The following is a 15149-nucleotide window of genomic DNA, read 5'->3' as shown; positions in this document are numbered from 1 at the left end:
AAAGCGCCTCCTGCTTGACCGGCCCTGCGGCCGTTGAAAGCCGCAGGAATGACGAGCGGGGAGCGTGGGGGGCAGTCCGACAGGGAGACTTTGAACAGGCTCGACGCGCTGCGGGCGCCTTCGTCCGGCCGCGTGCAAAAAAGTGGATGGCGCAGCAGCCGGCGGCAACCGAGTGCGGATCGCCCCTTTGCGCAGCATGCCGAAGGCAATGGCCGGAAAGCGTCCGGGCGCGTGGACTTGAGAACCTGCCCGCGAGCATGCACGCTAGGTTCCCAACCGCACCCCGCGATTCCCCATGATCTTCCGCTGGTTCGAGTCCCTGATCGACGCGTTCAAGGAGCCGGTCGACGGCATGCCGCCGAAGCCGGTGCTGCGCTTCTACGCGTTCTACCTGCGCCAGGTGTGGCCGGTGTTCGCCGCGGCGATCGTGGTCGGCTTCTTCGTGGCGATCGTCGAAGTGTCGCTGTTCGGCTTCGTCGGCAGCATCGTGGACATGACCAAGGGCATGCCGGCGGCGGGCTTCTTCCGGCAGCACGGCAACGAGCTGCTGTGGATGGGCTTCGTCGTGCTGATCCTGCGCCCGCTGACGATCGGCACACACGACATGCTGGTGAACCAGGCGATCGTGCCGAGCCTGACCAACCGCATCCGCTGGCAGAACCACCGCTACGTGATCCGCCAGAGCCTGGGCTTCTTCCAGAACGACTACGCCGGGCGCATCGCCAACCGCATCATGCAGACCGGCGGCTCGCTGCGCGAATCGGCGGTGCAGATCGTCGACGCGATCTGGTACGTGACGATCTACACCGGCAGCGCGATCGTGATGTTCGCCCAGGCCGACGCGTGGCTGGCCGCGCCGCTGGTGGCCTGGCTGTTCGCCTACGTCGGCGCCCTGGCGTACTTCATCCCGCGCATCAAGCAGCGCTCGTGGAAGGCGTCCGAGGCGCGCTCGAAGCTGATGGGACGCATCGTGGACGGCTACAGCAACGTGCTGACGCTCAAGCTGTTCGCGCATACGCAGCGCGAGGAGGCGTACGTGGGCGAGGCGATGGCCGAGCAGACCGACAAGCTGCGCCGCATGACCCGGCTCACCACCGCCATGGACGCCACCATCACCACGCTCAACGGCTTCCTGATCGTGGGCACCACGGCGCTCGCCATCTGGCTGTGGAGCCAGGGCAAGGTCACCGTCGGCGCGATCGCGCTGTCCACCGGCCTGGTGATCCGCATCAACAACATGTCCGGCTGGATCATGTGGGTGGTCAACGGCATCTTCGAGAACGTGGGCACGGTGCAGGACGGCATCACCACGATCTCGCAGCCGCGCGCGGTGCAGGACCGCGAGGGCGCGATGCCGCTGGAGGTGACCCGCGGCGCGGTGCATTTCGACCACATCCACTTCCACTACGGCAAGCAGGGCGGGGTGATCGCCGGGCTCGACCTGACCGTGCGCCCGGGCGAGAAGATCGGCCTGGTCGGCCCGTCCGGCGCCGGCAAGTCCACCCTGGTCAACGTGCTGCTGCGGCTGTACGACCTGGAGGGCGGGCGCATCACCATCGACGGCGAGGACATCGCCCGGGTCACCCAGGAGAGCCTGCGCTCGCAGATCGGCGTGGTGACCCAGGACACTTCGCTGCTGCACCGCTCGATCCGCGACAACATCCTCTACGGCCGCCCCGACGCGAGCGAGGCACAGGTCGCGGAGGCCGTGCGCAAGGCGCGCGCGGACGAGTTCATCCCCAGCCTCACCGACGGCGAGGGCCGGCAGGGCTACGAGGCGCTGGTCGGCGAGCGCGGCGTGAAGCTCAGCGGCGGCCAGCGCCAGCGCATCGCGATCGCCCGCGTGCTGCTGAAGGACGCGCCGATCCTGGTGCTGGACGAGGCCACCAGCGCGCTCGACTCCGAGGCCGAGGCGGCGATCCAGGACAGCCTCGAACTGCTGATGCAGGGCAAGACGGTGATCGCCATCGCGCACCGCCTGTCCACCATCGCGCGGATGGACCGGCTGGTGGTGCTGGACAAGGGCCGCATCGTGGAAACCGGCACGCACGCCGAACTGATCGCCCACGATGGCCTGTACGCGCGGCTGTGGCGGCGCCAGACCGGCGGCTTCGTGGCGGCGGAGGATGCGCAGGCGGGTGCCGGGGCTGGCGGCAGCGGTGGCCCCTAGCGTCGCAGGCGCGGCTCCCGCCGACGCGCCGGAGCTTTATGGAGCACGCCCCCGCCGCCCCGCGCGCTCGCGCCGCATTGAGGTTTCCTTGCCCGCGGGTTCACGGCGCGGCGCGCAGTCTCCGAGGCACTGCCGCGACCGGAGATTCGTCATGCCAGAGAAGAAAACCGTTCAACGCGCACGCAAGGACAAGCGCGAAGGCAAGGCGCCCAGCACGCAGGCCGGCGAGTTCGTGCGCGAGGAAATCGAGCACGTGCGCGAAGGCAAGCACGGCGCGCGCTCGGCCAAGCAGGCGATCGCGATCGGCCTGTCCAAGGCGCGCAAGGCCGGGGTGGACATCCCCGACAAGAGCAAGGCGGCGAAGAAGTCGGCCGTGAAGAAATCCGCGACGAAGAAGGCTTCGCGCAAGAAGCCGGCCGCGCGGAAGTCGTCCGAGAGCAAGGCGACCCGCAGCCGCGCCGCCAGCAAGGCGCTGAAGAAGGAGGGCGGCAAGGCGGCGTCGAAATCCGCGCTGTCGCGGCAGGGCCACCAGGCCGCGTCAAAGCGCACCGCCGCCAGCCGTTCGGCCGCGGCGAAGAAGGCCGCACGGACCAAGGGTGCCGCTGGCCGGTCGGCGGCCGCCAAGAAGGCCGCGCGTACGCGGGCGGGAAAGAAGGCGTAATCGTTCGTACGTCTGACTGTCCAAAAAAAATACGGCGCGGGAGGCCATGCCCGGGCAAGGGGCAGGGTGTGAGTTGCCTCACACTCGGCCGCATTGAGTTTGTCATGCCCGCAGCGCAGACTTGCAAGAAGTTGCGAGGCGCAGGTTCCTGCGCCCCGTAACGCCGAGGTACAGGGGGCACCACTCATTCCAGTGTCTGGCTTTCGGGCCAAGCATGCGGCCGTGTGCTTGCCGACCGGTATCCGATGGTTGCGATACGCGGGGATGCCGGATTTCCGGTATCCCGGTTGGGGCCTGCTCGATGGGAGCCTGCCCGGTTGGGCTTTGAGGGTTTTGCATGGATGCTGTGGTGGATTCCGATGCGGTTGCCGCAGGTCAACCGGTTCCCGAAGCCGAAGGCACGGCGCATGCCGCCGTCGACCAGCCGCTGCTCGGCCTGGTCCTGCTCGCGCAGTTCCACGGCATCGCGGCGGATGCCGCGCAGATGCGCCACGACGCCGGCCGCGGCGGCGATCCCTTCGACGAGGCCGCCCTGCTGCTCGCGGCGAAAAAGCTGGGCCTCAAGGCCAGGGCGATCCGGCAGCCCGCCGAGCGGCTGGACCGGGTCGCCCTGCCGGCCCTCGCGCTGCGGAACGACGGCACCGCCTTCGTGCTGGCCCGGGTGGACGGCGAAAAGGCGCTGATCCACGACCTCGACCAGCAGCGCCCGCGGGTGCTTACCCGGCAGGAACTGGCGGACCGCTACGACGGGCGCCTGCTGACGGTGGCCTCGCGCGCGTCGATGGTGGCCGAGCTGGCCCGGTTCGACTTCAGCTGGTTCATCCCGGCGGTGGTGAAGTACCGCCGGCTGCTGCTGGAAGTGCTGCTGGTGTCGTTCTTCCTGCAATTGTTCGCGCTGGTCACGCCGCTGTTCTTCCAGGTGGTGATGGACAAGGTGCTGGTGCACCATGCCATGACCACGCTCACGGTGATCACCGTGGGGCTGGTCGCCATCACGCTTTTCAACGTGGCGCTCACCGGGCTGCGCACCTTCGTGTTCGCCCACACCACCAGCCGCATCGACGTGGAGCTGGGCGCGCGGCTGTTCCGGCACATCCTGGCGCTGCCGCTGGCCTACTTCGAGTCGCGCCGGGTGGGCGACACCATCGCCCGGGTCAGGGAACTGGAGAACATCCGCAACTTCCTGACCGGACAGACGCTGACCTCGGTACTGGACCTGCTGTTCACCTTCGTCTTCCTGGCGGTGATGTTCTACTACAGCGGCTGGCTGACCCTGATCGTGGCGGTGTCGCTGCCGCTGTACGCGCTGTGGTCCGCGGCGATCACGCCCACCCTGCGCACGCGGCTCAACGAGAAGTTCGTGCGCAGCGCGGACAACCAGTCGTTCCTGGTGGAGGCGGTGTCGGGCATCGGCACGGCCAAGGCGATGGCGGTGGAACCGCGCATGACCCGCACCTGGGACAACCAGCTCGCGGGCTACGTCAGCGCGGGGTTCCGCGTCACCCGCCTGGCCAACATCGGGCAGCAGGGCGTGCAACTGCTGCAGAAGCTGGTCAGCATCGCCATCCTCTACTGGGGCGCGCAGCAGGTGATCGACGGCTCGCTGTCGGTGGGCCAGTTGATCGCGTTCAACATGCTGGCGGGCCAGGTGGCCGCGCCCATCGTGCGGCTGGCGCAGCTTTGGCAGGACTTCCAGCAGGTCGGCATCTCGGTCGAGCGGCTCGGCGACATCCTCAACACGCGCACCGAAGCGGCCGGTAGCCGGATGGCGCTGCCGCCGATCCAGGGGCGGATCAGCTTCGAGAACATCGGCTTCCGCTACCGCCCGGATACCGCCGAGGTGCTGGCGGGCATCGACCTGGACATCCAGGCCGGCGAGATCGTGGGCATCGTCGGCCGCTCGGGCTCCGGCAAGAGCACCCTGACCAAGCTGGTGCAGCGGCTCTACGTGCCCGAGCGCGGCCGCGTGCTGGTGGACGGCATGGACCTGGCGCTGGCCGACCCGGCCTGGCTGCGCCGCCAGCTCGGCGTGGTGCTGCAGGAGAACTTCCTGTTCAACCGCAGCGTGCGCGAGAACATCGCGCTGATCGATCCGGGCATGCCGCTGGAGCGCGTCATCCACGCGGCCAAGCTGGCCGGGGCGCACGAATTCATCGTCGACCTGCCCGAAGGCTACGACACTGTCGTCGGCGAGCACGGCGCCAGCCTGTCGGGCGGGCAACGCCAACGCATCGCGATCGCGCGGGCGCTGGTCGCCGATCCGCGCATCCTGATCTTCGACGAGGCGACCAGCGCGCTGGACTACGAGTCCGAGCGCGCGGTGATGGCCAACATGCGCGCGATCTGCCAGGGGCGCACGGTGCTGATCATCGCGCACCGCCTGTCCACGGTGCGCCACGCCCACCGCATCGTGGTCGTCGACAAGGGACGGATCGTGGAAACCGGGGCGCCAGACGAGCTGCTGCAACGCCCCGACGGCCATTTCGCCCACCTCCACCGCCTGCAGCAGGGCTGACCCGATGACCCATCGCCTCGAAGCGCTGCTCGACGTCGCCCGCCGCTACGGCGAGGTATTCCGCGCAGCCTGGGCCGAGCGCAAACAGCTCGAACCGGTCCGGCGCACGCGGGAGGAACTGGCCTTCCTGCCCGCCCACCTGGAACTGACCGACACCCCGCTGTCGCCCGCGCCGCGGTGGAGCATGCGGATCATCGTCGCGCTTTTCGCCGTGGCGCTGCTGTGGGCCTGCTTCGGGCGGCTCGACATCGTGGCGGTGGCCCCCGGCAAGATCGTCAGCAGCGGTCGCACCAAGGTCATCCAGCCGATGGAGACGTCCGTGGTGCGCCGTATCCTGGTGCAGGACGGCCAGGCGGTGAAGCGCGGCGACCTGCTGGTGGAACTGGACGCGGTGGGCGTCGAGGCCGATGCCGCCAAGGCGGCCGACGCGCTGGTCAGCGCGCGGCTGACCGCAATGCGCGCCGCCGCGGTGGTCGCCGCCATCGACGCCGGCACGCCGCCGCAACTGGCCGCCGAGGACGGACTGCCGGAGGCCGGCCTCAAGGCGGCCCGGCAATTGGCGGGAAGCGAGTTCGCCACCTTCCAGGCGAAGCGGCAGGGCCTCGAGGCCGCCATTGCCCAGAAGCAGGCCGAGCTGCACACGGTCGAGGCTTCCATCGATCCGCTCGCGCAGTACGCGCAGATCGCCCGTGCCCGCGTGGACGACTACAAGAAGCTGCTCGCCAAGGAGTACGTCTCCCGCCAGGACTACCTGACCCGGGAGCAGGAAAGGATCAACGCCGAGCGCGACCTGGCCTCGCAGCGCAACCGGCGCCTGGAGCTTCTCTCGGCCATTGCCGGGGCCCGCGAGGAGCTGGCCCTGACGGTGGCCGATACCCGCCGGCAACTGCTCGACGAGGAGCGCCAGGCGCGCGAGCAGATAAGGCAGTCCGCCCCCGACGTGGCGAGGACGAGCCAGCGCGACGCGCTGATGCAACTGCGCGCGCCCGTCGACGGCACCGTGCAGCAACTGGACATCCATACGATCGGCGGCGTGGTCACGCCCGCCCAGCCGCTGCTGTCCATCGTGCCGGCCGAGGAATCGCTGGAGGCCGAGGCGACGGTGTTCAACAAGGACATCGGCTTCGTCAGGCCGGGGCAGGCGGTCACGCTGAAGCTGGACAGCTTTCCCTACACCCGCTACGGCTACGTCACCGGCACCGTCGTCGTGGTCTCGCACGACGCGGTCAAGGACGAGAAGCTGGGCCTGCTGTTCCCCGTGCGCATCCGGCTCGACCGCGCCTTCCTCGACATCGATGGCGCGAAGGTCGGCATCACGCCCGGCATGAGCCTCAGCGCGGAAATAAAGACCGGCAAGCGGAAGGTCATCGACTACCTGCTGAGCCCGCTGCACCAGCAGGGGGCGGAGGCGATGCGGGAGCGTTGATGTAGCGATCCAGACGAGTCTGAGTAAAAAAAGATCACGCTCTGGTATTGAAATCCGGTGTCGATGGGTCTGTTGAAAACAGGAATTGGGTAATTGCAGGTCGATGCTGGGCAAATTGATCGGCCAGAAATGCACAAACGGCAAAGGTGGGTTATGCGCAAAATTTTGATCATTGCCCTGTTGATGGAGGCTTTTATGTCTGGTTGTGGCTCTAAGGGAAACTATATTTTTCGAAGCGCAGTGGATGTGCAGGGGCAGGTTGACGGGGTCTTTAAGGTAGGTGAAGCGGGCCTGTACTCGGTCTCCCTGGAGAGTGTGGTGGCTGACTCGTCACCCGCTGGCAGGGATGGGGTAAGGCATTATCTGGATGGTGGTTATCGGTCGCAGTCTCTCGTGGCTGATGTGTCGGTTCAAAAAATAGGTGGTTCGGAAAATTCTTCGGTAATTAAAAAAATTGTCACTGACCCGAAGTTTTCTTCTTGGACGTCTGAAAATTTCTACTTGGAGTTGGCCCGGACGCGCTTGACTGAAGGCGAGTACAGGATCCACGTTTCGTTCTCTGGGAAGAGCTTGGTGCATCCAGGCTTTAGTAGCAGTGTCGTCGTTGAACATACCTACATTGGAAAATAAGGAAATTAACCCATGCCAACTATAACGATAAACATCGCTAATCGTGGAACTCCTCTGTCGCAAGGAGGGACTTCTTCGGTTGGCCATATGTGGTACGAGTTAAATGATGGCTTTGGCAATACCGAAAGCTATGGCTTTGCTCCGATCGAGCATGGATCCCCATTCTCCGATGGTCGGGTGTACGTCGACGACAGCTCGAATTACGAAAGTCGTGCATATACCCGTACGATCGAGATTTCACAGAATCAATACGAGGTTTTGCAGAGTTTTGGTCGGGATCCCGCTTCTTATGGTTTTGATTTGTATTATAACGGGCTGGATAATAGCTGTGTGGATTTTACCTGGAAGGCCCTTTCTGAAGTGGGTTTGAATCCGTCGGCATTTGAGGGTGATATTTGGCCGACAAACAATATCGATGACGTGAAAGCGATCAAGCCTCCCAAGCGCTTCGGCACTTGGGAGGATCAATTTATGGAAGACTTGTGGGGATTCTGGGACGGAATTCAGGATAGAACCTACAAGGTCGTTCGCTACGACCCGCTCGCTTTGGACCTCAATGGTGATGGCGTTGTGGCGACACGAGCCGAGGCCAATTGGGCTGGTGCATTGTTCGATAACGATGGCGACGGAATCCGCACGGCTACGGGCTGGATTGATTCAGAGGATGGGCTGCTGGTTCGCGACATCAATGGCGATGGGGTCATCAATAGTGGCGCTGAACTATTTGGAGACAGAACCTTGCTTGCTGGCGGCGGGTCTGCTTCCAATGGTTTTGCGGCATTGGCGGATTTGGATTCAAATGCTGATGGCATCGTCGATGCTAGCGATGTTGCATTTGCTTCACTCAAGGTTTGGCGTGACCTCAACGGAAATGGTATCAGCGAGGCCGGTGAGCTTTACACACTGGAGCAAGTTGGAGTTGTCGCTCTTTCAACGGGTTATGTGGCGGGTGGGGCGGCCGTTGCGGGTGGAGAGCTGATTGGCAGTGGCTCATACTTGCGTGACGATGGGCAAGGGCATGTCGTATCCGGGGTGATGCAGGATTTTAATTTGGCGAATGACTCCATTTCCAGTGATTACGTCGAGAAAGTGACAGTTCCTGATGAGCTGAAGGATCTGCCCCTTCTTGACGGCATTGGGAAGCTTCGAGATCTGCGGGAGGCATGCGCGCTCTCGCCTGCGCTGGAGGCTGATACGCGAGCATTCTCGGCGGCCAGCACTCGAGAGGAGCAGCGGGCGCTATTGGAGACGCTCTTGTACGACTGGGCTAAAACTAGCCCCACATTCTCCAGTGCCGGTATTCAAATGTACTCAAGCGGTGGGGTGGAGGATCCCAATTCAACTAACGTGATTCGCTTGCGGCCGGGCGAACTGATGGTGTCGGTTCCAGTCGATTTGCCGGCCGACGCGGTGCGCAAAGTGCGCGTGGTGGAAGCGGTATTGGGCTGCGAGCCGATCGAGGGGATTTGGTGGGGCGAAGCCAATCTCTCGCGTTATCTGCAAATCTACAGCACCTTCTTTGAGGGCAGCTATGCCTCCTTGTCTCTGCAGACTCGGCTTAAGCCCTATCTGGCGTCGATTGACCTGGCTTATTCCGAAACTACTGGTATGGCATTCGACTTCAGCCAGTTGGAGGCGGCGCTTACATCCAAGCACAATGAGGCGCCAGAAGCTGCCATCGTTGATCTTGCCGAGCTATTGAAGTTCGACGAGCAGTTGCAGGCAGCTAAGGGCTGGACACAGGGTGGGGCTTTACTGCGCAGCTGGCTGAGCGGGGTGGTAGGTGATGCGGCCGCACGTGGTCGGCTGGCTGGCGCCGGGGTATTGATCGCCGATGAGGCGGCGGCTGGTGTTGGCAGTGTTGCGTTGACGGGTACGGCGGTTGCCGAGGTGCTGGTGGGGCGCGACCAAGCCGATGGCGTACGTGAGGTGATTAATGGCGGCGCAGGTGACGATGTAATTCTGGCGGGTGCCGGGGCGGATACGCTCAATGGCGGTGCTGGGAACGATCAACTCAGCGGCGGTGCGGGAGCTGACACGCTGGAAGGCGGCGACGGCAACGACACATTGTATGGAGGCGATGGCTCCGACAACCTGAGTGGTGGGCTTGGCGAAGACGTGCTGTATGGCGAGGCCGGCAATGATAGCTTGAGTGGTGGAGATGGCGACGATGTCTTGTACGGTGCCGAAGGCAACGATTCCTTACAGGGCGGCGATGGCAATGATCGCCTGGCTGGTGGCACCGGTAATGATTACCTGGCTGGCAATGCCGGTAGCGATATCTATATTTTCAGTCGCGGTGCCGGACACGACACCATCAACAACTACGACCACGCGGCGGGACGCAAGGACGTGCTGCAACTGGAGGCAGGGGTATCGGCTTCCGATATCAAGGCCTGGCGCAGCGGCGACGATCTTTGCCTGAAGATCGTCGGCACCGAAGACCGCGTCGATATCCAGTACTACTTCCGCAACGATGGCTACAGCGATTACCGGCTGGACGAAATCCGTTTCGTGGACGGCACCGTCTGGAACATCGAGGCGGTCAAGGCCATGGTGCTCGTCGCCGGCAACGGCAACGACGACATCTACGGCTACGAGACCGACGACGTCATCACGGGCAGCGCCGACAACGACTGGCTGGTGGGGCGCGGCGGCAACGATACGCTTTCGGGCGGCGCGGGTGCCGACAGCCTCGGCGGCGACGACGGCAACGACACGCTTTCCGGCGATGCCGGCGAGGACGTCCTCTCGGGTGGCGCCGGCAACGACGTGCTCAAAGGCGGGGCCGACGACGATCGCCTGGCCGGCGACAACGGCGACGATCGCCTCGAAGGCGGTACGGGCAACGACTACCTGGCGGGCGGCGCCGGCAACGACACCTACGTGTTCGCCCGGGGCGACGGTCGCGACACCATCTACAACAACGATGCCGGCGCGGGCCGCATCGACAGCCTCGAATTCGCCGCCGGGATCGCGGCGGCGGACGTCGTGGCCACGCGCGTCGGTGACGACCTGTCGCTGCAGATCAGCGGCAGCGACGATCGCGTCTACGTGCAGCAGTATTTCCGCGACGACGCGGCAGGCGCCTTCCGCCTGGATGCGATCCGCTTCGCCGACGGCACCGTATGGAGCGTCGATGCCGTGAAGGCCCTGGTCCAGGTGGGCACCGACGGCAACGACACCCTCGTGGGCTACGTCGGGAACGACACCCTGGCGGGCGGTCTGGGCGACGACAGCCTTGCCGGCGGCGGTGGCGACGATACGCTGTCCGGCGGTGCCGGCGCCGATTTCCTCGACGGCGGCGACGGCGTCGACACGCTTGCCGGCGACGACGGCAACGACACGCTGTCGGGCGGAGCGGGCGACGACCATCTGCTCGGCGGTGCCGGCCTCGACGCCTTGTACGGTGGCGACGGCAACGACGTGATCGATGGCGGCGCCGACCGCGACTGGCTTTCCGGCGAGGCGGGCGACGACCGGCTCGCCGGCGGCGACGGCGACGACGAGATCCGTGGCGGCGACGGCGCCGACAGCCTGACGGGCGGGACCGGCGACGATCTCCTGTACGGCGGTGCGGGCGAGGACCGCTACGTGTTCGCCCGCGGCGACGGCAAGGACCGGGTCTCCGACGTGCAAGGGCTGAACACCCTGGCCCTGGACGGATTGCCGGTCGCCGACGTGCGCATGCGCCGCGACGGCACCACCCTGGTCATCCGTTTCGCGAGCAGCCCTGGCGACGAGGTCCGCTTCGAGCAGTTCTTCGACGGGACGACCGGGCTGGCGACGGCGGCGCTGGCCATCGATACCGGATCGCTGTGGTCGCTTTCCCCGCAGGACATCGACGCACAGGTGCTGCTGGGCACGTCGGCGGACGACACCATTTTCGGCAACGTGCTGGGCAATACCATCAACGGCCTGGGTGGACAGGACATCGTCCGCGCGGGCGACGGCGACGACATCGTCGATGGCGGCGAAGGCGGCGACCAGCTCTTCGGCGAAGGCGGCAACGACCAGCTCGTCGGCGGCGCGGGCGACGACCTGCTCGACGGCGGCGACGGCGTGGACGCGCTTTCCGGCGGCATCGGCAGCGACGACCTCGCCGGCGGTGCGGGAGCGGATACCCTGGACGGCGGCGACGGCGCCGACCACCTGTCGGGCGGCGCGGACAACGACGTGCTGCGCGGCGGCGCCGACGGCGACGTGCTCGACGGCGGCACGGGCCAGGACCAGATGATCGGCGGCAGCGGCGACGACGTCTATCTCGTGGACGATGCCGGCGACACGGTGACCGAGGCAGCCGGCGAGGGCCAGGACACGATCCGGAGCACGGTGAGCTATACCCTGTCGGCCAACGTCGAGCGATTGGAGCTGGCGGGAGCGGCCCCGATCGACGGCACCGGCAACGCGCTCGACAACGCACTGGTCGGCAACGACGGCGCGAACCGCCTCGAAGGCCAGGACGGCGACGACGTGCTGCAGGGCAACGACGGCGACGATACGCTGGTCGGCGGCGCCGGCAACGACCTGCTGGACGGCGGCCGCGGCATCGACCGGTCGATCGGCGGCACAGGCGACGATACCTATGCGGTCGATGCGGAAGGCGACGTCATCGTCGAGCTGGCCGGCGAGGGCTTCGACGTCGTCAACGCGTCCAGCAGCTATACGCTCTCGGAGAACATCGAAAAGCTCGTGCTGGTGGAAGGAAGCGGCGCCTGGCAAGGTACGGGCAACGGCGGCGACAACACGCTCCTGGGCAATACCGCCTCCAACCGGCTGGACGGCGGAGCGGGGGCCGATATGCTGGTCGGCGGCCTGGGCGACGACACCTACGTGGTCGACGACGTGGGCGACCAGGTCGTGGAGGCCGCAGGGGAAGGCGAGGACACGGTCGAGTCGAGCATCGACTACGTGCTGGGCGCCACGCTGGAAAACCTCACCCTGCTGGGCAGCGCCAACCTCAACGGCACCGGCAACGACCAGGACAACGTGCTGGTCGGCAACGCCGGCAACAACCGCCTGGAGGGCGGCCAGGGCGCCGACTCGCTCTACGGCGGGCTGGGCGACGACTACTTCATCGAGGAGTCGAGCGACGACTGGGTCTACGAGAACGCCGGCGAGGGCCTGGACACGGTCGAGCGCCGCTACGAGACCAACCTCGTGCTCAAGGACAACGTCGAGAACCTGATCCTGGCCGATGGCGTCAAGACGGGCAACGGCAACGACCTGGGCAACCTGATCACCGGCAATGCCGGCGACAACACGCTCGGCGGCTGGGACGGCGACGATACGCTGCAGGGCCTGGACGGCAACGATGCGCTGTTCGGCGGCAACGGCAGCGACACGCTGTTCGGCGGGGCCGGCGACGACTACCTCGACGGCGGCACCGGCGTGGACCGCCTGGAGGGCGGCGCCGGCAGCGACAACTACATCGTCGACGACGGCAGCGACGTCGTGGTCGAGGCGGCGAACGCCGGCACCGACCAGGTGCAGGCATCCGCCTCGTACGTGCTGTCGGCCAACGTCGAGAACCTGTTCCTGACCGGGAGCGCGGACATCGACGGCACCGGCAACGGCCTGGACAACTACATCGCCGGCAACGGCGGCGCCAACAGGATCGACGGCGGCGGCGGCAACGACACCCTGGTGGCCGGCGGCGGCGACGATACGCTGGTCGGCGGCACCGGCGACGACAAGTACGTCTTCGACGCCAGTTCGGGCAGCGACGTGATCGACAACGCCGACGGCGGCTTCGACGGCGTGTTCTTCACCGGCGGCATCACCCGCGAGCGCCTCTCGTTCGGCCGCGACGGCGACGACCTGCTGATCTTCGTGGATGCCGCGACGACGCCCGCGGTGCGCGTGGCCAACCATTTCCTCGGCGGCAATGCGGCCATCGACTACGTGCAGCCGGACGGCGGCAACTACCTCACCACCGCCCAGATCAACCAGATCGTGGCCGGCGGCAGCACCGGCGGGCAGTACGACCAGGTGATCGAGGGCACCGCGGCCGGCGAGCAACTGGCAGGCAGTGCCGGCAAGGACCTGATCAAGGGCCTGGCCGGCGACGACCAGTTGTTCGGCCTGGGCGGGGACGACACGCTGCAGGGCGGCGACGGCGACGACTACCTGGCCGGCGGTGGCGGCAGCGGCACCGGTTCGGGCGCGGACCGCCTGGAGGGCGGCGCGGGCAACGACACGCTCAGCGGCGAGGACGGCAACGACACCCTGATCGGCGGCACCGGCGACGACAGCTACGTCTACGGCGGCGGGCAGGACACGATCGACAATACCGGCGGCGGCTACGACGGCGTGTTCTTCAACGACGGCATCACCGCCTCGCGCCTGGCCTTCAGCCGCGACGGCGACGACCTGCTGATCACGGTCGACGGCGATGCCGGGAGCACGGTGCGCGTCACCAAGCACTTCCTCGGCGGCGACTACGCCATCGACTATGTGCAGCCGGCCAGCGGCTCGATGCTCGACACGGCGGCGATCAACGCCCTGGCGGGCGGCAGCTCCGGCGGCGATCCCGATCCGGGCAACACCGGCAACGACGGCGACTACACCAACGTCGTGGAAGGAACCGCCGCCGGCGAGCAATTGCTTGGCACCAGCGGACGCGACCTCATCCATGGGCTCGGCGGCAACGACACCATCTTCGGCTTCGGCGGCGACGACAAGTTCGAGGGCGGCGACGGCGACGACTACCTTTCCGGCGGCAACGGTTCCTTCAGCGGTTCCGGCAACGACATCCTGATCGGCGGCGCCGGCGTGGATACGCTGGTGGGCGAGGACGGCGACGACCTGCTCATCGGCGGCACCGGCGACGACAAGTACGTGTGGCAGGCCGGCTCCGGCAGTGACGTGATCGACAACACCGGCGGCGGCACCGACTGGCTGTTCTTCAACGGCGTCGCCCGCACGCGGCTCGGCTTCCACCGCGACGGCGACGACCTGGTCATCCGGGTCGACGGCGACGCGGCGCAGCAGGTCCGCGTGCAGGACCACTTCAAGGGCGGCGATCTCGCCATCAGCTACGTCCAGCCGAACGACGGCAATGCCATCCCGGCCTCGCAGTTCGGCAGCCTGCTGACGCCGATGCCGGCGAGCATCGTTTCGGGAGGGACGCAGTCGCTGATGTCGTCCGCCATCCATGCCGCGAGCGGCCCGCTTGCCGTGTCCGGCGAACCGCTGGCCGCCGCGGCTTTCCAGGACGGGGAGCAGGGCGCGGCGCACGGCATGCGCTCGCCGTGGCTGGACTGGCAGGACGACGATGTGCCGTCGCGTGGCTGGCACGGGGAGGCCGGCGCCCGACCCGACCGCAACCTGCACCGGCTGATCGAGGCAATGTCGCGCTTCAGCCCGTCCACGGGCGTGTCGATGGAGCTGCACGACGTCGAGGGAGCGGTGTCCACGCTGGCGGTGGCCTCCTTCGAGGCCCAGCACCGGCACGGTGGGCTGGCGTCGGCCGACCGGCATCCGCTCTAGTTCACGGGTGGCATGGCGCGGGTATCGTCTACGGACGATGCCCGCGTCCTTGCTGGCCCGCTTCGCTGCCCTGGGGGCAGAGCCGGAGGTCCGGTGGCCTGCGGTTCGTGGCGAAGGGAAGCGGGCGTGCCGTGGGAGCGCTTGCAAGTCAGTGGCGACGGAGGACATCGCACTTCTGCCTTGCGCACTTGCGTGAAGTGGCCTTTCAGGGCGACGAGTTCGTCGGCCTCGCAGCCGGTGGCGCAGAACACGGCAC

General features: G+C 66.5%; 6 protein-coding genes. All 6 read left to right on the top strand.

Going from position 1 to position 15149, the window contains the following annotated elements; translation table 11 throughout:
• Positions 1 to 295: 295 nt before the first annotated feature.
• Positions 296 to 2170, top strand: a complete 1875-nt coding sequence (locus ASG87_RS12305; RefSeq protein WP_056005383.1) for an ABC transporter ATP-binding protein — start codon at positions 296 to 298, stop codon at positions 2168 to 2170.
• A 151-nt stretch (positions 2171 to 2321) separates the two neighbouring features.
• Complete coding sequence (locus ASG87_RS12300; protein WP_056005380.1) at positions 2322 to 2831, top strand: hypothetical protein; 510 nt, start codon at positions 2322 to 2324, stop codon at positions 2829 to 2831.
• A gap of 427 nt (positions 2832 to 3258) precedes the next feature.
• Positions 3259 to 5346: a type I secretion system permease/ATPase gene (locus ASG87_RS12295; protein WP_056006455.1), complete on the top strand. Its 2088-nt coding sequence runs from the start codon at positions 3259 to 3261 to the stop codon at positions 5344 to 5346.
• A 4-nt stretch (positions 5347 to 5350) separates the two neighbouring features.
• Positions 5351 to 6772, top strand: coding sequence for an HlyD family type I secretion periplasmic adaptor subunit (locus tag ASG87_RS12290; RefSeq protein WP_056005377.1), 1422 nt, complete (start codon positions 5351 to 5353; stop codon positions 6770 to 6772).
• 93 nt (positions 6773 to 6865) lie between these two features.
• Complete coding sequence (locus ASG87_RS20185) at positions 6866 to 7402, top strand: hypothetical protein (protein WP_157511064.1); 537 nt, start codon at positions 6866 to 6868, stop codon at positions 7400 to 7402.
• 87 nt (positions 7403 to 7489) lie between these two features.
• Positions 7490 to 14893 carry a calcium-binding protein gene (locus ASG87_RS12275; protein WP_326937897.1) on the top strand — a complete coding sequence of 2468 codons (7404 nt, stop codon included), beginning with the start codon at positions 7490 to 7492 and terminating at the stop codon, positions 14891 to 14893.
• Positions 14894 to 15149 lie beyond the last annotated feature (256 nt).

The organism is Frateuria sp. Soil773 (genome assembly GCF_001428405.1).
Classification (GTDB): domain Bacteria; phylum Pseudomonadota; class Gammaproteobacteria; order Xanthomonadales; family Rhodanobacteraceae; genus LMSL01.
This window is presented reverse-complemented; position numbering and strand designations above follow the sequence as displayed.